This is a genomic window from Methylophilus sp. 14, assembly GCF_015354345.1.
GTDB lineage: Bacteria > Pseudomonadota > Gammaproteobacteria > Burkholderiales > Methylophilaceae > Methylophilus.
Genome location: NZ_JADKYS010000002.1, coordinates 168,512 through 184,339 on the forward strand (window position 1 = coordinate 168,512; position 15,828 = coordinate 184,339).

A 15,828-nucleotide genomic window follows, 5' to 3' on the forward strand; every position below is an offset into this window, starting at 1 on the left:
ATTTTAATCAGCTTGAGTTAGCCATTATCAATCAATCGCTTATGGCATTCACCCACAGAAGACCGTACATTTTATCCACAGAGAATGTGGATAGCCAGCACGATGGTTCATGAATGCCGGCTGTTTAGCCTGCCCTGTATTGCCGCTTTCATGAGCCGCCTGAAAGTGGGGCATTCCAGATGGGATGGCGCCTTGCAAGTGGCGGCGTGCTTCAGACTATCACTCATGATGCTCAATCGCTTGATTGTCTCGTCTATCTGGTCGGCTTTGGCCAGCAATTGATGTCTGTCTACTTGAAAATGTTGACCTTTACCGAACATGGCGCTGATTTCTGCCAGTGTAAAGTTGGCACATTTGGCGAGCGAGATCAGTGCCAGTTGGTCAAGAATGCTTGCTGGGAAAGTTCTTTGTAGCCCATGTCTGCCTAGCGATTGAATCAGACCAATCTCTTCGTAATATCGCAGCGTGGATGCGGCAATGCCGGTTTTCTTCACGACTTCAGAAATGTTCATAAATCGCTTGACCTCAAGTTAACTTGAACTTGTATAGTGCTTTACACAATGTGCATGCGTCAAGAAAAGGAGCGATAGGAATATGCAGATCACCATTGTATTGAATGGCGTTTTACTGGGGGTGGTGGCAACCGCGTTGTTTGATGGCTGGTTGTGGTTGCAGAAACAGCTGGGGGGCAGAGCACTCAATTTTGCCTATCTTGGCCGCTGGGTCGGGCATTTCACACAGATGAAATTCGTGCATGCCAATATCGGGCAAGCCCCGGCATTGGCCAATGAATGGGGCATCGGGGTGGTGGCGCATTATGCGATTGGCATATTGATCGCCGGGCTGTTACTGCTGGGGTATGGAGATCAGTGGTTGCGCGAACCGGAGATTGGCGCTGCGCTGGTGGTGGGGATGCTGACGGTGGTTTTTCCGCTGTTGATCATGCAGCCAGGCATGGGCGGCGGCCTGGCATTTCGCAAGACGCCGCAGCCAATGATGAACTGCCTCAGAAGCCTGTTTAACCATAGCATATTTGGCGTGTGCCTGTTTTTGGCCGCTGAGATGCTCAAACTGGTGCGCTAACTAAAACGGAGAGATGAATATGCGTTATAAACTACCACGCAAATATATGCAGCTTGTATTTGCTTTTTATATGTCGGCGGTCATGGCCTTACTAATGTGCATGGTGATTGTTGCCATTAATACAGGTGTCGGTGGACATTATTTCATCAGAGTCATCCAAGCCTATGCACTGGCGATGCCAACGGCATTTGTTTTTCTGCAATTGGTGAGGCCGCTCGTTGTCAGGCTGGTGAATGCAACGGTAGCAGGCTGATCATATAATATGGGCAGATGATATCGGGAGTGGTCATGGGTAAGCAGTTTCAAGCATTAAGTACGGCACATATGCAGTTTATCGCCGAACAGAAAGTGTTTTTTGTTGGCACTGCAGTGGATCAGGGGCGAGTCAATATTTCACCTAAAGGCATGAACAGCTTGAAAGTGGTTTCGCCGCAGCAGGTGATGTGGTTGAACGTGACCGGCAGCGGTAATGAAACAGCCGCTCATGTGCAACAGAATGCCAGAATGACGATGATGTTTATGGCCTTGTCAGGGGACCCCTTAATTCTGCGTTTATACGGCCAGGCCAACGTCATCCACAAGCATGACCCGGCGTGGCAGACATTAATTGGCCAGTTTGACCCTTTGCCAGGCGCGCGGCAGATATTTGAGTTGAATATTGAGCTGGTGCAAACCTCTTGTGGCATGTCTGTGCCCTACATGGATTATGTCGGAGAGCGGGAGCAGCTCAACCATTGGGCAGCGGCGAAAGGTGAGGCCGGGATTGAGGCCTACTGGCAGGCAAGAAATCACACCAGTATTGATGGGTTGCCTACCTACATTAACGGCAAAGAGGGCGATTGAGCCTTAGTGTGCAACCGCTTTTGAGAATACATTCATGATAATCACCCCGGCCAGGATGAGCGCGATGCCAATCAGGGCCGGGGTATCCAGCGCCTGGCCAAAAAATATCCACCCAACCAGGGCTAATAGCACGATGCCCAGGCCTGCCCACACCGCGTAAGCAATGCCGATGGGGATCTCTTTTAATACCAGCGATAAAAAGTAAAACGACAAACCATAACCGACCACGACGATGACGGACGGGATGACTTTGGTAAACCCTGCGCTGGCTTTGAGTGACGAGGTCGCAGTCACTTCACTGAGAATCGCTGCGAACAAAAACAACCAATACTTAAGCATCTACTGTTTTCCTCCATTATTTCTTTGGGGCTGCAGATTTTTTCCAGCCGCCATTTTGTTTCCAGGCACCTGTTTTTTTCAAGGTAAAAGTACCGCAGGTGATCAGGTACAAAATCGCCGAAAAGATATTCAGGACAGGCACCATGCTCCTGAAAGCCAGGAAAAATGCCTTGCTCAAGGCGTGCCTCGGTGTATCAAACTCACAGTTCCTGAACTCAATTAAACCACCTATCGCTGAGATAAACAGCGGTACTAGATAAAATGCAGACAGAACGTTGAAGTCCATGGTTTTCCTCGTGCAGATGTGGCTGTGTGACCTTTATTATAAAACGAGAGCGAGGATGGCGGCATAGGCGCATCGCCTCCAGAGGGGATGTCGTGTCCGATAATTCCTACAACAGATTCAGCGTGAGTGGGATAGGGCGTGACTGGGCAGTGCGGCATGATGGCATATGTATTGATTTGACCAAAATCTAAAACCGGGAGGCTGCTCATGAAAAAATCCAATCCAGTGCCAAATGCATCAACATTGCAAGGTACATCAAGACAAGGTGCAACCAGCGTCATGTCTTTGATCGCGATCACGGCGGGCACAGTATCTGCTGCGCTGGTGATTATGTTTATCGGATTTTTTATGACAGTCGTTTCGATTGGATCCAGCGCACCAAGTGACATGCATGCTGCACATTTGACTGACTCCGTGGTTGCAAGCCAGGTACTGGTGGCCGATGCGTCGCTGGGCAAGGCCGCGCGTGCCGCTAAGCCAGCGCACAAAGCGGAAAAAGGACATTTTATGGATGCCTTGCTGCGGGAGGATGCGCATAGCCCTTCTGCCGCGGCAGCCCAAGGATATGGACAGCCAGCCGCAAAAGCGACGCGTATTTTTGCTAACCCGATGTCCATGCAGTTTGTATCAGAGAAATCCCGTGTAACCAGAATTTAACGGCCTGCTTCAAACAGGCTAGATACATGAAGCCCGAAATACATGAATTCAGTACGAATTCTTGAATCTTGGGCAGTTTTAGTGCATTGTTCGACATTGAGCAGAAGATTGGTATCAACACACCATATAACAGAATTTATGAGAAATATGCTTCATCCTGGAAACACACATGCTAGCCGCGCCTCGGCGCCATGGTTGGCGGGAGATGAAAAACGCTCCGTGAAGTCGCCAAGTTGCGAGCGCGGTTCGGTCGATATTGGCAAAGTCAATGTCATATTGATCGGTTTGATCGTGGTCATTCTATTTGGCTTACTATCCAAGGAAGAAGGCAATACCGCCCTTTCACGCCAGGAAATGCGCATACAGACGCAGATTGCATCAGAGGCTGGCCCTGAGCTGGATGTGTCTGATGTGACGGCTGAAGCGTCGGCCACTACCAGCGGAGTGCAAGATGAGGCAGCGGCGGCCCCTGTGGCCCCGGCAAAATCTGTGTCCAAGCCGGGCAGCAAAAAATCTAAAAAAACTGACAGCAGTGAACTTGAACCGGCTCAGGCCCCAGTGGTGGAGATGCATGCCAGTCAGGCACTACCGGTGGCCGAGCCTGTGCAGCAAAAAGAAACCTCCAGAAAAATGCTGGTTTTTAATATCTGGAGTGTGTCTGAGCTGCGATTAAGAAGTGCTTATACGAACGTGATGAACGACAGCTCTATCCCGGCTTCACAGCTGGAGGCCAGGAAAAAAGATTATTTGAATTTTGTGAATCACCGGGCCAAAAAGTGCGGTGAACTCGACAATAAATTTGCCGGTAATATCAACACCGTTGAACGGCTGACTTTTAGCAAAGGTGACGTCGATATTCTGGAATGTCACGCTGCCGAAAATAATAGCGAGCTGGATAAATTACACGCCTCTCGCGAGCAGAGTTTCTAGCCGTTAAGGCATGTCGTTTTGTGATGAAAAGACGCCAGCTTCAGGCGTCTTTTTTATTTTATGGGTTTATAAATCACCCAGGTCGGATGGCCGCGCCCGGTAATAGCCTTGTGAGTACTGGCAGCCCATCTCCTTCAGCATATTCTCCTGCGCCAGTGTTTCAACGCCTTCGGCAATAAGTTTGATATTCAGCTGCTTACCCATGAAGATAATGGTTTTGCATAAAGCCTGGTCATTCAGGTTGGTCGTAATATGCTTGATAAACGATTTATCAATTTTGACGTAATCAATCTTGAATTTGTTGAGGTAGGCCAACGACGAGTAACCGGTGCCAAAGTCATCAATCGCCAGTTTGATGCCGTGCTCATGAATGCTGTTGAGCGTTTCAATCACATTGCCTGAAGGCTCTAACAGCAGCCCTTCAGTGATTTCAAAACAAAAGTGGTCACCAGAAATGCTGCGGGCGGCCAGGTTGGAGAGAAAGTGATGAATGGGCGCTGGTTGCGAAAATTGCAAAGGCGAAATGTTAATGCAGATTTCTACCTGGCCAAAACGCTGGCTAATCTGCTCGAAGTCGCGGATTGTTTGCTGGAATACCCACTCGCCAAGCTCAATGATATAACCGTTTTCTTCTGCGATGTTGATAAACACTTCCGGAGGAATGGCGCCAAATTCGGGATGTTGCCAGCGTAATAGCGCTTCTAGCTTGTCGCAGCGTAAATCATTCAAATGGAAGATCGGCTGGTATTGCAGGTGCAACTGGTTTTTTTGCACGGCGTAGCGCAATTCATTACTCAGCAGTGTTCTTCTGGTAAAGGCATCGTGCATGCCTTCATTAAACAAAATAAACTTGTTCTTGCCCGTGCGCTTGGCCTGGTAAAGCGCCTGGTCCGCGAACATGATGAGTTCTTCCGCCTGCAGACTATGGTCTGGAAACAGCGAGACACCAATGCTGATCGAAGCCACAAAAGATTTGTGCTGGATATCAAATGGCGGGGCCATGGCTGCAATCAATTGCGCGCAGAGGTCGCGCAGTTTCTCTTCGCTGGCCTCCTGCTGGATCACAATCAGAAACTCATCTCCGCCAAACCTGGCCGTGAAGTTGGGGGGTAAGATGATGGACTGGATACGCGCAGCCACTTTAATCAGCACTTCATCACCCACGGCATGGCCCGCCGTATCATTAATTTCCTTGAAGTTGTCCAAGTCGATAATCATGATCCCCATTCTGGTTGAACGATGAGTGGAGATTTGCAAGGCCTGATGCAGCTCGTTTTTGAGCTGAAACCGGTTAGGCAGGCTGGTTAGAAAGTCATGGTTGGCCTGAAACCAGATCTGATGCTGTGCAGCGAGCGCCTGTGTTTTGTTGGTCCTGTATTGTTTCAATAACTGAATCAGCAACAGCGCGGCAAAAAAAGCGAGCGCCGACACCAGGTATGGGGTGAGCGGATTGTCCGGGTTTCTGCGCCAGGTTTCCAGGATGTCAGGCGGGTTGGTGCCTATGTGCAAAGTGGCTTTGTTTAAAATGCTTTGCAGCACGGGATCGGCATGATTGGCTGCCATAAACACGGTGCTGGTGATCGGCGTCATGCCACTTTTCCGGATGGATTTTATCCTGTGAAAGTCCAGGTGGTAATCCAGCACCAGTTCATTCCCTACGTAAGCATCGATCAGGCCCGCGTCTAGGTACTCAAACGCCTCATCCGCAATATCCACCAGTTTTATCTTGATCCCTGGCACGGTTGCCTTTAGCTTCTGGGCGAGCGGGCCGCCTCTGAATACCGCTACGGTCTGGTTGGCAAGCTGGCTGAGTGTGATCTCCCTTTGGTAGAGGTCGTGATGCGCTGCGACATAAATCGCATTGGGAGTGTCCAGGTAGGGGCTGGAGAGCAGGCTGAATCCTGCAGGCATGTGATTGCCGCGGATCCCGGTAATCACGGAGACCTCCTCTACAGAAAGGTCATCATGGTAGTCAACAATGGTAAATTTCAAGCCGGTTAACTGGCTGATTTTTTGTAGGTATTGAATCGAGACGCCTTTGTGTTTCTGGCTCTCTAACTGGAATTCAATCGGCATCCAGCCGTTTCTGACAGCGACACGCACCACTGGATGCTGCTTAATCCAAAGGCGTTCCTGTGCTGAAAATTGCAATGGCTGCAGTGTTTCTGCTGCCTGCGGATTGCCAGGTTTTATCTCTTGCGCGGATAACTGCCAGGCAATACATACTCCGATGAGGCAGGTGATATATTTGATCATACCGATATTGCCTATGGTTGAACGCTGCAACCATATTCGCCTTTCCCTCAATATTCTATCTATTTTATGTAAATTAAATTGTATGCGGTAGCTAGATCGTGGAAAGTCAGGATCAGCGACTAATTTATGCGGGTGTTAACTGTTTTTAGTCAGTTGTTTTGCTGGCTGGCTTGGTCTGCAGGCAATTAATATTTATATAAATTAGTTTTATAGGGGATGTCAATAAAGTTTGCAAATTTTCTTAAAAAGTGTAATAAATGACCTTGATAAAGCAGCATTGCTACGCGTAGGCGCTGTAAAAGTGTCTCAGCTGAGTCCTCTCTTGCATCTATCCGTTAGTCATTGAGTAACCTGTGCCAAGGCAATTCGACCGGCATGGCTGGATTTTCTTGACACTGGTGATGGTCAATTTGAGGGCGCTGGATGCCTTGTGGCGACCGCTATCAGACAAAAAAACTGCTGTCAGGTGATGAGTGACATTTGACTGCTGGCTGTGCGAATTTGAAATCATGTGAGCAGGGATGGGAGTCCGGTGAATGAAGCGTTTAGGTGTATTAATGGCAGTGTTGGGTATGCTGTCAGGTTGTTCCGTCAACATGGTGAAACTGGGCGTCTATCAAAACAAAGCGCAATTGATCGGTTTGGATGGCACGGTCTATCCTGGCAATATCCTGATTAATGATATTAGCAATGATGGTGATATCGAGTTTGAAGCGTCCCCTTATGGCAAACTGAACGGCAAGTGGACAGCGACCAGCACGGTAGCCGCGACCGCTAAGCCCGTTTCTGCGGATGGGCAGGCTGAGGCGGTGGTGCGCCGCGCTTATGCAGGCAAGAGCTTTTTGCTTGCCAACCAGAAGGCGGTGCTTAATTGCGACTTTAAAGTGAATATTGAAGGTGATGGCTTGCTGGGCAGCGTGTTTGTGATTGGGGATGGTGTGTGCGTGGATGACCAGAAACGCAGTATTCCTATCCAGTTTTTCAAGTCTTGATCTTGCATGCCTGTCGCCACAAGCTGGACGACAATGGCCCGCTCATGGCGGGCTTTTTCTCGTCTTGGTTTTTCTGAGATGGTTAGTCCTGGCTGCCCGGTGTGAGTGCTTGCTTATGTTGTATGCTTTTCCAGGTAGCTATAAAACTCTTTACGCTTGAGGGATTTTGAAAACAGCCAGCCTTGTACGTATTTGACACCGCGCGCTTGCAGAATGTCTGCTTGCGCTGCGGTTTCCACGCCTTCGGCAACCATATCCAGGGTCAGTGTTTTAGCCATTTCTATAATATGAAAAGCGACATGGCTGGTCACTGCATCGGTACCGACAGAGTCGACAAAGGTTTTGTCAATTTTGAGGTAATCCAGCTGAAATTTGGTCAGGTAGGATAAGCTGGAATAGCCAGTGCCAAAATCATCAATGGCCACGCGTACGCCACAATCACGGATATTTTTGATGGTGGTCAGCGCTTCTTCATCGTCGAGAAAACCACGCTCGGTCACTTCTATCAGGATTTGCTTGCCTTGGGCGTCCGTGGTTTTGATCAACTGTTGAATCAGTGCTAAGAGCGCTCCTGACCGGATGTCATGTGAGGAGATATTGATGCCGACATGAAAGTCAGGGTGCGTATTCAAGGCACTACGCATATCTCTGGCAACCAGTTCAAACACCCGTTGTGTAATCTGGCAAATGACGCCGGAGGCTTCTGCGGCAGGAATAAACGTATCTGGGCTGATGATTGTATTGTCTGCTGTTTTCCATCGGATCAAGGCTTCGGCGCCAACGCAGGTATTGCTATGCAAATGCATGATCGGTTGGTATTCCAGGTAAAACTCATGGTTTGCCAGCGCCCGCAGAATGGCTGATTTTGTGGAGTATCTGGTGCGCTGCATATACACAAACAGGCCCCCTAGTAGCAAGCCGACAATCAGCGCCAGTGGAATCAGGATCTGGATAAATGCCACAATATCGTCATTGATATCTTTGAGCGGCGTGGCGGCGACCACGGCGGTCGAGTTCAGCTTGTTGGGCGCAATATAGACCAGCATATGACGCTCTTTGTCGATAAAAGTAAGTACTTGCTCTCCGTTATAACGCTGTATCCAGGATGGATTGATCTCACCCCTGGCGGTATATAGCCGACGCGATGCTATGCCAAAAACACCCATGGAAGTTTCGCTGTTTCCCAAGGCCTGCAGTGCATGGCTGGGTACAAACATCACCGCCCAGCCTGATTTTTCCAGCATCACCAGATGGTGGTCCTGCCAGTCAGCGATTTTAATATTGGTCCAAACCCGCGTGCCATCAGCTTCAGTCCGGATGGGTGCACCCAGTGTCATGCCATCGAAAACCTCTGAAATCGACGAGCAGACGATGCGGTTATCACGAACATGGGCCACGGCTTGCAGGAAAATTCCACTGACGTTGAATTCCTGCATTTTCTGGATATGTGCTGGCAGGCAGGCATCATTTTCGGCCACGCTAGAAAAGTGCTGCACGATCTCGGTGAATTGCGCGCGCGTTGTACTCATGCGCATCAACACGCCATTGGTCATTTCACGCAGGTGTTTGGTTTCTTTTGAGATGACCTGCTTCTGGGCGATCATTAAAGATAAGAAAATGGAGATAAACGCGGTAGCAATAATCAGCAGGGCAGTCACTCCCGTCACAATGTGCTTATTCCACCAGCCTTTCTTTAATACACCATCCATTGATACCTCCTTCCTATCGTCAGTTTTATCACTATCTCGGGTTAGCACAGCGCGGCCAGTATCACTGGCCGACGAGCATCAGGGGATAGGCGTCTGTAACCTGGAGGTCATGGGGGATGTATGGCGTGTAAGAGTGATAAGCATCATATTTTTCGTTAGTATTATTGAGTATCGATCTTGATGTATCTCGCCATGTTGGACATGGCGTATCTACATCGTCTTCCACTACAGGGTGATCGGCAGGTAAGGGCCGATTTGTAGTGTTTTTAGCCATGGCATGTTAATTTTTTTATTGTTAACGCGAGAATAGCAGTTACGCCGATTAAATTCATTGTTGCTTATCGTGGTGAATAATGCCGGGCAGACAGCTATCGCGCATGGTTTGTGTGTTGCCAGGCTTCGTATGGGGGCCTGTCCGATGATTCCTACAGCAAATTCAGTCTAAGGCGCATCGTATTTTTGACTGACTGACGGCATGATGAAATTGACCTGTGCTTTATCCACGGATTGATTGCCCGTCACTAGATGATTGTGGGAGGAGAATGACATGCTTGGAACACTGCTCATTGTGTTGGTCGCCCTTGCTTTAATTCACGTTTTGCGTACGGGCCTGTCTCCGGTCAATGGGCGTGTAGACCCGGGGCGGGCATTGAGTGTGCTGGTGGCCGTGCTGATTATTCTGGCCTTTGCGATTGGTTTTGTAGATTTGTAGTGGGCCGCTCTATGGTATTTTGTTGGTCATCACACTTCTTGCGACATTTAGTATCGCGTGAAGTATTCTGACAATTAAACAGTAAATAGGTTGTTCTTTGGTTGAAAGGAAACGAGTTGTCTGGCGTAACATTTCAAACAGACCTCATTGCGAACTGAGCCAGTGCCACGAAAATTAAGTCAAACCATCAAAAGTCAGTTGATTGCTGTGTTAGCGACCATGCTGGCTTTTCTGTTCTGGCATTTCTTGCTGGACTACCAGCGCCAGAAAAGTGAGAGTGAAGCCTACATCGAAGCGGCTGCTTACGGCAGCCTGTTGCGTGCCGAGTTAGACCGCGAGTTAAATTCCCTGCTGTTTATTTCTAACGGCTTATCCAGCTTTATCAAGGTTTACCGCAATGAACTTGAGCCGGACAAGGTGCAGGCGATTCTGACAGACCTGTGGTCGAATGCGCGGCATGTGAGAAATATTGCCGTGGCGGTCGAGTATAAGCTCACCTATGTGTATCCCGAACAAAGCAATCAAAAGCTCATAGGCATAGACTATCGTGATGTGGCGTCACAATGGCCCAAGGTCAAACTGGCGATTGATTCCAGGGAAGGGGTGCTGGATGGGCCGATCGAGTTGATACAAGGCGGTAACGGTATGATTTACCGTTTTCCAATTTTTGTCGACGACCATTACTGGGGCATGATGTCGACCGTGATTGATACACATAGTTTTTTGCAGTCCGCTTTCAAGGATGTGCAGAATCCACAGTTTGCTTTTGCGATCCGGACCGCCGATCGCAAAAGCGTGTTCCATGGTGATGCGGCGTTATTTGAGCAAAAAAATATATTTATCCAGCAAAGCAGTGTCCCCAATGGCAAGTGGGAGTGGGCGATAGAAAATAAAAGGATTCATAACCTGCCTGGTCCTGGCTTGGGGTTGCTGCTAAGTGTGGTGCTGAGTCTAGCCGTGGGGGCCTTGGCTTATTTTTTCGCCCAGGAACGTTATTATTTGTCTGAAGGTGCTCTCATGGATAGCCTGACCGGTTTGCCGAATCGTCGGCTACTGGACAGCCGCCTGAATTATGCCCACTCTGAAGCCAAGCGTGATCGTAAACGATTCGGCTTGATGGCGTTGGATGTTGACCATTTTAAAGCGATTAATGACCAGTATGGCCATGATGTGGGTGATGAAGTCATCAAGGCGGTTGCCGCCAGACTGAAATCCAATATCCGCGATATGGATACGGTCAGCCGCCTCGGTGGTGACGAATTTGTTATTGTGGTGAAAGACCAGTTGTCCGAACAGGGGCTGGTGAAAGTGGCGACCAAGCTGCTGGATATTTTTAATGTCCCCATGGTCATCAATGGCCATGAAATCCAGGTGCATTTGAGCCTGGGATTGACCCTGTTTGACCACGCCTCTGAAGTCACCTTAAAGCAGTTGCTGAAGCAGGCGGATATGGCGCTCTACCAGGCAAAACGCGCAGGTAGAAATACCTACAGCGTCTGGAAGTAACTAGCGTCGATTCAACGCTTGATTACATCGGACGTTCACGCCCGCATCTGGCGTGGTAGTATGGTGTTTTTATTGATGTAAATATATTAATGAAATGCACTGATGTTCTGTTGGTCGCCAGCCTGGTGGCCTGTTCGCCGCTTTACGCCTCCGATATCAAGCTTGAACCACGCTTTGCCGAGCCTGATGCTGCGCATAGTACGCGGCTGTCTCGCATTCCGGAGCCCATGGTCTACGACCTGGTGCGTCCTTTGGGCGTCAGGCAGGGCGAAATGGAAATCAATGCGCTGGGCGACTATAACCCCTATACCGGCGATATTAATTGGGCACCTGAGTTAGAGTACGGCCTGGCAGATGACCTGGCGATTGAAATCGAGCTGCCGTTTGAGAATGCCAGCCATGAACGGTATAAAGTGGCGATTCAGCAAACATTGAACATTGATGAAGCGCAAGGCATGGCCAATGGTTGGCAGGCATTTGTCGACGTCAATAAGCATACTAAAGCCGTGTCTGCCGATGCGACGTATATTCATGCCTTGAAATGGGCGGACCAATGGTCGTCGTTGAGTATGCTGGGTCTGCGTGTGCACGACATCAACCGCAGTGCCCAAGTGGATTATTTGTTGAATAACACGGTTTTCTATGACGTCTCGTCACGGCTGACCTTGGGCCTGGAGCTGAACCAGGAAGTCAGTAGTGGCGGCACCTGGCGCTACCGGCTGACGCCGCAGCTGCATTATGATGCCAGCCAGTCTTACACGGTGCAGTTGGGCACCGCCTGGTCTACACTGGATCATCCGGATAAAACGCAACGTTTGTGGAGTTTCCGGTTAATCCGGGTGTTTTAATGACAGTCCTGCCTGAAGCTCCTACAATAGCGCCGTCTGAGGTGAGTTTTAACGCTGCGTCCAGTATCTTGGCAAGGACTGGCAACGCACATTATTCATGATTCTGGAGGGGGTAATATGAGTCGTTTGTTTGGAGAAACGCATCGCAAGGTGCAGGATGAGCAAGGGACCAGGAAACTGGCTGACCGCATTGAGGAAATCGCCTGCAAGACGGAGATTGATGACGATGCCAAAGGATTTATTGAATCGCTGGATATGTTTTTCCTGTCTACGGTGGATCATAACGGACGACCAACCGTCTCATATAAAGGGGGCTTTACTGGTTTTGTGCGCGTGATTGATGACAAAACACTCATTTTTCCGATCTACAACGGTAATGGTATGCAGCTTTCGGTGGGCAATATGGTCGAGAATGCAGATATTGGCATGTTGTTTATGTCTTTTGAGCGCCCGCACCGCATACGCTTGCAAGGAGTGAGCCAGGTATCCACAGACCCTGCGCTGCTGGCTTTGTACCAGGAGGCTGAATTTGTGGTCAAAGTGACGTTGTCCGAGCTGTGGCAGAACTGCCCGCGCTATATTCACCGCTATACACGAGACAGTGCTTCACGCTATGTGCCCAGTGCCCAATGTAAAACGCCTTTGGCTGAGTGGAAACGGTTGGAGTTTGTGCAGGATGTGATTTCTGAAGAGGATGCCCAAAAGGCCCAGGCGGCTGGTTTTATCCAGGTAGAAGACTGGATCGCGAAAATCAAAGCCGGCGCACCAGATGTGTAGCATCCGCTGCATCTTCTCTTAACAACGGTTCAGCAAGGCGTTCAGGATTTTACTGGCGCCTTTTTTGATTGGAATTCGCGTGCATCTGTGTCCGTTGAACGTACTGTAAAAGACAATTGTCGTAAATGTTTGTATTATTCTGTCGATAATACCCATCACCATTTTTTGACCAATTGCAGGGTGTACACCTCATTACCCATGAATAACTTTGCAGCCAGGCCTGCACGGCGCGATGTCTATCGCGTTCTGTCTTGGTTTTGCCGCTTGCTCTGTTGCGTCTTGCTGGGCGCAGGCATCGTCGCGTCTACGGTATGGGCAGAAGACAATGCCATCACCGTGATCAGTGACGATAATTATCCGCCTTATTTGTTCAAAGACGCCAATGGCAATACGGTGGGTATCGTGGCTGATTACTGGAAGCTGTGGGAGCAACGGACCGGCGTCAAGGTGACGCTGCTCTCAACGGCTTGGGAGCAGGCGCAGCAGCAATTGTTAAGCGGACATGCTGATGTGATTGAAATGATTTTCCGCAACCCTGAGCGAGAGCAGACTTATACGTTTACCCCGGCTTATGCCACTGTTCCGGTGGGCATCTATGTGCATGAGAGTCTGAGTGGATTAGTGGCGCCAGGCGGGCTGAGCGGATTCACCGTCGGGGTGCAGAAAGGGGATGGCTGCATCTTCAGGCTCAAAGAAGCTGGTGTGAAGTCGTTCCGGCTGTATAACAATTATGAAGAGATTATTCAGGCGACCCTAAACGGCCAGGTCAAAATCGTCTGCATGGACGATTATCCTGCCAGCTACTATTTGTACCGCATGGATGCTGATAGCCAGATTCTGCGTGCCTTTACGCTGTATCAGGGACAGTTCCATCGCGCAGTCAAAAAGGGCAATACGCAGATGCTTGAACTCATTGCGCGTGGCACGGATGCCATTAGCCCAACAGACATGGCGGCCCTGGAGGCTAAGTGGAAAGGTCGTCGTTTGCAGCGTGACGTGACCAGCAGGCAGGTGAAGATTGTGCTGGGGCTGATCCTGGTTGTGGCTGTGACGCTGGTGTTGCTTATTTTTATGTTGCGCATTGCCGTCAAAAGAAAAACGGCTGAAATTCAAAGCAAGCGGCAGGAGCTCGAGCTCGAGCGTATGCGGCTCACCGATATTATTGATGCGACCCGCGCAGGCACCTGGGAGTGGGAGATGCAAACCGGCACGCTGCAGTTGAATCGGCGGTGGGCTGAGATACTCGGTTATACGCTGGAGGAGTTAAGCCCGCATAATCTCGAAACCGCCAGGCGATTGACGCATCCTGATGACTGGCAAGCCTCCATGGCGTTAGTGAATCGTCACTTGCAAGGGGAGATTGCATTTTACGAATGTGATATCCGTATGCGTCATAAAAATGGGGATTGGGTCTGGATTGTGGACCGTGGTCGTTTGATCTCACGTACGCCGTCCGGTGAGCCTGCCATGATGCGCGGGACGCATATCGACATTACAGATAAAAAACAAGCCGACGCCGCGATCTGGCAGCAAGCCAATTATGACAGCCTGACCAAGCTGCCCAACCGGCACTATTTTCACCAGCAACTCAAAGAGGCCATCGCTGCGGCTGCCCTCGCACAACAACATTTAACCCTGCTGTTGCTCGATTTGGATCGCTTTAAAGAGGTCAATGACAGCCTGGGTCACAGGCATGGCGACGAACTGTTGATAGAGGTTGGGCAGCGTCTCTTGCGCGCTGCCTCGGTGCCGGCAACGGTGGCTAGACTGGGCGGAGATGAGTTTGCCATCATTGTCCCGGAAGGCCTGCGTGCTGACCTGCAAAGCTTGTGCAATCAGCTGATGCAGGAAATTTCCAAGGCCTATATCCTCGGCGGTGAGCGCGTGTTCGTGACAGTCAGTATCGGCATCAGCCAATACCCTGAAGACGCATTGCATGCTGAAGAAATGATTCAGCATGCCGATCAGGCCATGTACGATGCCAAAAGCCGCGGCCGTAATAGTGTGCGTTTCTTCTCATTGGCCATCCGGGATGCGTTGTCACAACGCGTCAACCTTGCGCGCGATTTGCGCACTGCGCTGGAAAATAATGAGTTGCGTGACTACTACCAGCCTATCGTCAGTTTGCATGATGGCAAGATTATCAAGGCCGAAGCCCTGATGCGCTGGCAGCATCCAGAGCGCGGCCTGATTAGTCCTGCTTTGTTTATCCCGGTGGCAGAAGAGACGGGGGATATTTTGGCCATGGGCGACTGGATTTTCCATCAGGCCGCGCAGCGCGCCATACAATGGCAGCCATTGATGGGCGATGGCGATGACTTTGCTATCAGTGTCAATAAATCGCCGGTGCAGTTTGTTGAGCAATTCAATTTGCAGAATGACTGGGTACACGCTTTGCGTGTCATGGGCGTAGACGGTAAGCGTATCGTGGTGGAAATCACCGAAGGCTTGCTGCTTAATCCGGATCCGGTGGTCGAAGAGCGTTTGCTGCAATTTAGGGACATGGGCATCCAGGTCGCGATTGATGATTTCGGTACTGGCTACTCTTCGCTTTCCTATCTCAGCAAGTTTGATATTGATTACCTTAAAATTGACCAGTCATTCACGCGCAACCTTAACGCAGGTAATGAAAGTTATGTCTTGTGTGAGGCCATTATTGTCATGGCACATAAACTGGGCCTGAAGGTGATTGCCGAAGGCGTCGAAACCGCACTGCAGCGCGACTTGCTGATGGACATTCACTGCGATTATGCGCAGGGCTTTTTCTATTCGCCGCCCGTTCCGGCGGATGCTTTTGAGCAGATGCTGGTGCAGCAGTCACGGCAGGAGGCTGCCACTGCACGGTGAGGCCGCACGACAGTGATGTACCCGAGTGGGCTATTCGGTATCA

Annotated in this window: 16 protein-coding genes; 11 read left to right on the top strand and 5 right to left on the bottom strand. The window is 49.9% G+C overall.

Annotation, left to right across the window (positions count from 1 at the left end; translation table 11 throughout):
* Window positions 1–107: 107 nt before the first annotated feature.
* Complete coding sequence (locus INP78_RS05990) at window positions 108–512, bottom strand: helix-turn-helix domain-containing protein (RefSeq protein WP_194741299.1); 405 nt, start codon at window positions 510–512, stop codon at window positions 108–110.
* A gap of 82 nt (window positions 513–594) precedes the next feature.
* On the opposite strand from INP78_RS05990, the gene INP78_RS05995 reads away from it, so the two are divergent.
* From INP78_RS05995 to INP78_RS06005, 3 genes are read left to right on the top strand one after another with little or no spacing between them, the layout of a single operon-like run.
* A complete protein-coding gene (locus tag INP78_RS05995; RefSeq protein ID WP_194741300.1) occupies window positions 595–1,083 on the top strand; it encodes a DUF2938 family protein in 489 nt (162 codons plus the stop codon).
* 13 nt (window positions 1,084–1,096) lie between these two features.
* Window positions 1,097–1,336, top strand: coding sequence for a DUF2798 domain-containing protein (locus tag INP78_RS06000; protein WP_194741301.1), 240 nt, complete (start codon window positions 1,097–1,099; stop codon window positions 1,334–1,336).
* A gap of 35 nt (window positions 1,337–1,371) precedes the next feature.
* The gene (locus INP78_RS06005) at window positions 1,372–1,926 is read left to right on the top strand and encodes a pyridoxamine 5'-phosphate oxidase family protein (RefSeq protein WP_194741302.1); all 555 of its coding nucleotides are present in this window, start codon (window positions 1,372–1,374) and stop codon (window positions 1,924–1,926) included.
* Between the two features lie 3 nt (window positions 1,927–1,929).
* Here the strand turns inward: INP78_RS06005 and INP78_RS06010 are convergent, their stop codons facing one another.
* The gene (locus tag INP78_RS06010) at window positions 1,930–2,265 is read right to left on the bottom strand and encodes a multidrug efflux SMR transporter (RefSeq protein ID WP_194741303.1); all 336 of its coding nucleotides are present in this window, start codon (window positions 2,263–2,265) and stop codon (window positions 1,930–1,932) included.
* Window positions 2,266–2,281: 16 nt separating this feature from the next.
* Entirely contained in the window at window positions 2,282–2,551 is a 270-nt protein-coding gene (locus INP78_RS06015) for a hypothetical protein (protein WP_194741304.1), read from the bottom strand.
* A gap of 207 nt (window positions 2,552–2,758) precedes the next feature.
* Between INP78_RS06015 and INP78_RS06020 the strand changes: the two genes are divergently transcribed.
* Complete coding sequence (locus INP78_RS06020) at window positions 2,759–3,208, top strand: hypothetical protein (RefSeq protein WP_194741305.1); 450 nt, start codon at window positions 2,759–2,761, stop codon at window positions 3,206–3,208.
* A 138-nt stretch (window positions 3,209–3,346) separates the two neighbouring features.
* Window positions 3,347–4,138 carry a hypothetical protein gene (locus INP78_RS06025; RefSeq protein WP_228522698.1) on the top strand — a complete coding sequence of 264 codons (792 nt, stop codon included), beginning with the start codon at window positions 3,347–3,349 and terminating at the stop codon, window positions 4,136–4,138.
* 66 nt (window positions 4,139–4,204) lie between these two features.
* On the opposite strand, the gene INP78_RS06030 is transcribed toward INP78_RS06025, so the two are convergent.
* A complete protein-coding gene (locus INP78_RS06030; RefSeq protein ID WP_194741306.1) occupies window positions 4,205–6,394 on the bottom strand; it encodes an EAL domain-containing protein in 2,190 nt (729 codons plus the stop codon).
* Window positions 6,395–6,930: 536 nt separating this feature from the next.
* Here INP78_RS06030 and INP78_RS06035 point away from each other — a divergent pair.
* Window positions 6,931–7,386, top strand: coding sequence for a hypothetical protein (locus tag INP78_RS06035; RefSeq protein WP_194741307.1), 456 nt, complete (start codon window positions 6,931–6,933; stop codon window positions 7,384–7,386).
* Window positions 7,387–7,499: 113 nt separating this feature from the next.
* Here the strand turns inward: INP78_RS06035 and INP78_RS06040 are convergent, their stop codons facing one another.
* A complete protein-coding gene (locus INP78_RS06040; RefSeq protein ID WP_194741308.1) occupies window positions 7,500–9,095 on the bottom strand; it encodes an EAL domain-containing protein in 1,596 nt (531 codons plus the stop codon).
* 547 nt (window positions 9,096–9,642) lie between these two features.
* Here INP78_RS06040 and INP78_RS06045 point away from each other — a divergent pair.
* From INP78_RS06045 to INP78_RS06065, 5 genes are all read left to right on the top strand, one after another.
* Entirely contained in the window at window positions 9,643–9,807 is a 165-nt protein-coding gene (locus INP78_RS06045) for a DUF3309 domain-containing protein (RefSeq protein WP_194741309.1), read from the top strand.
* Between the two features lie 147 nt (window positions 9,808–9,954).
* Window positions 9,955–11,313 carry a diguanylate cyclase gene (locus tag INP78_RS06050; protein ID WP_228522699.1) on the top strand — a complete coding sequence of 453 codons (1,359 nt, stop codon included), beginning with the start codon at window positions 9,955–9,957 and terminating at the stop codon, window positions 11,311–11,313.
* Window positions 11,314–11,402: 89 nt separating this feature from the next.
* Window positions 11,403–12,161, top strand: a complete 759-nt coding sequence (locus INP78_RS06055) for a hypothetical protein (RefSeq protein WP_228522700.1) — start codon at window positions 11,403–11,405, stop codon at window positions 12,159–12,161.
* A gap of 117 nt (window positions 12,162–12,278) precedes the next feature.
* Window positions 12,279–12,938, top strand: a complete 660-nt coding sequence (locus INP78_RS06060) for a pyridoxamine 5'-phosphate oxidase family protein (RefSeq protein WP_194741310.1) — start codon at window positions 12,279–12,281, stop codon at window positions 12,936–12,938.
* A 198-nt stretch (window positions 12,939–13,136) separates the two neighbouring features.
* A complete protein-coding gene (locus INP78_RS06065) occupies window positions 13,137–15,785 on the top strand; it encodes an EAL domain-containing protein (RefSeq protein ID WP_194741311.1) in 2,649 nt (882 codons plus the stop codon).
* Window positions 15,786–15,828 lie beyond the last annotated feature (43 nt).

What these genes read in the sequence shown, in the direction of transcription:
- INP78_RS06025 (WP_228522698.1), top strand. Translation starts at nt 3,347, where the DNA reads ATGAGAAATATGCTTCATCCTGGAAACACACATGCTAGCCGCGCCTCG.
- INP78_RS05990 (WP_194741299.1), bottom strand. Translation starts at nt 512, where the DNA reads ATGAACATTTCTGAAGTCGTGAAGAAAACCGGCATTGCCGCATCCACG.
- INP78_RS06005 (WP_194741302.1), top strand. Translation starts at nt 1,372, where the DNA reads ATGGGTAAGCAGTTTCAAGCATTAAGTACGGCACATATGCAGTTTATC.
- INP78_RS06040 (WP_194741308.1), bottom strand. Translation starts at nt 9,095, where the DNA reads ATGGATGGTGTATTAAAGAAAGGCTGGTGGAATAAGCACATTGTGACG.
- INP78_RS06045 (WP_194741309.1), top strand. Translation starts at nt 9,643, where the DNA reads ATGCTTGGAACACTGCTCATTGTGTTGGTCGCCCTTGCTTTAATTCAC.
- INP78_RS05995 (WP_194741300.1), top strand. Translation starts at nt 595, where the DNA reads ATGCAGATCACCATTGTATTGAATGGCGTTTTACTGGGGGTGGTGGCA.
- INP78_RS06065 (WP_194741311.1), top strand. Translation starts at nt 13,137, where the DNA reads ATGAATAACTTTGCAGCCAGGCCTGCACGGCGCGATGTCTATCGCGTT.
- INP78_RS06055 (WP_228522700.1), top strand. Translation starts at nt 11,403, where the DNA reads ATGAAATGCACTGATGTTCTGTTGGTCGCCAGCCTGGTGGCCTGTTCG.
- INP78_RS06020 (WP_194741305.1), top strand. Translation starts at nt 2,759, where the DNA reads ATGAAAAAATCCAATCCAGTGCCAAATGCATCAACATTGCAAGGTACA.
- INP78_RS06000 (WP_194741301.1), top strand. Translation starts at nt 1,097, where the DNA reads ATGAATATGCGTTATAAACTACCACGCAAATATATGCAGCTTGTATTT.
- INP78_RS06030 (WP_194741306.1), bottom strand. Translation starts at nt 6,394, where the DNA reads ATGATCAAATATATCACCTGCCTCATCGGAGTATGTATTGCCTGGCAG.
- INP78_RS06035 (WP_194741307.1), top strand. Translation starts at nt 6,931, where the DNA reads ATGAAGCGTTTAGGTGTATTAATGGCAGTGTTGGGTATGCTGTCAGGT.
- INP78_RS06060 (WP_194741310.1), top strand. Translation starts at nt 12,279, where the DNA reads ATGAGTCGTTTGTTTGGAGAAACGCATCGCAAGGTGCAGGATGAGCAA.
- INP78_RS06015 (WP_194741304.1), bottom strand. Translation starts at nt 2,551, where the DNA reads ATGGACTTCAACGTTCTGTCTGCATTTTATCTAGTACCGCTGTTTATC.
- INP78_RS06010 (WP_194741303.1), bottom strand. Translation starts at nt 2,265, where the DNA reads ATGCTTAAGTATTGGTTGTTTTTGTTCGCAGCGATTCTCAGTGAAGTG.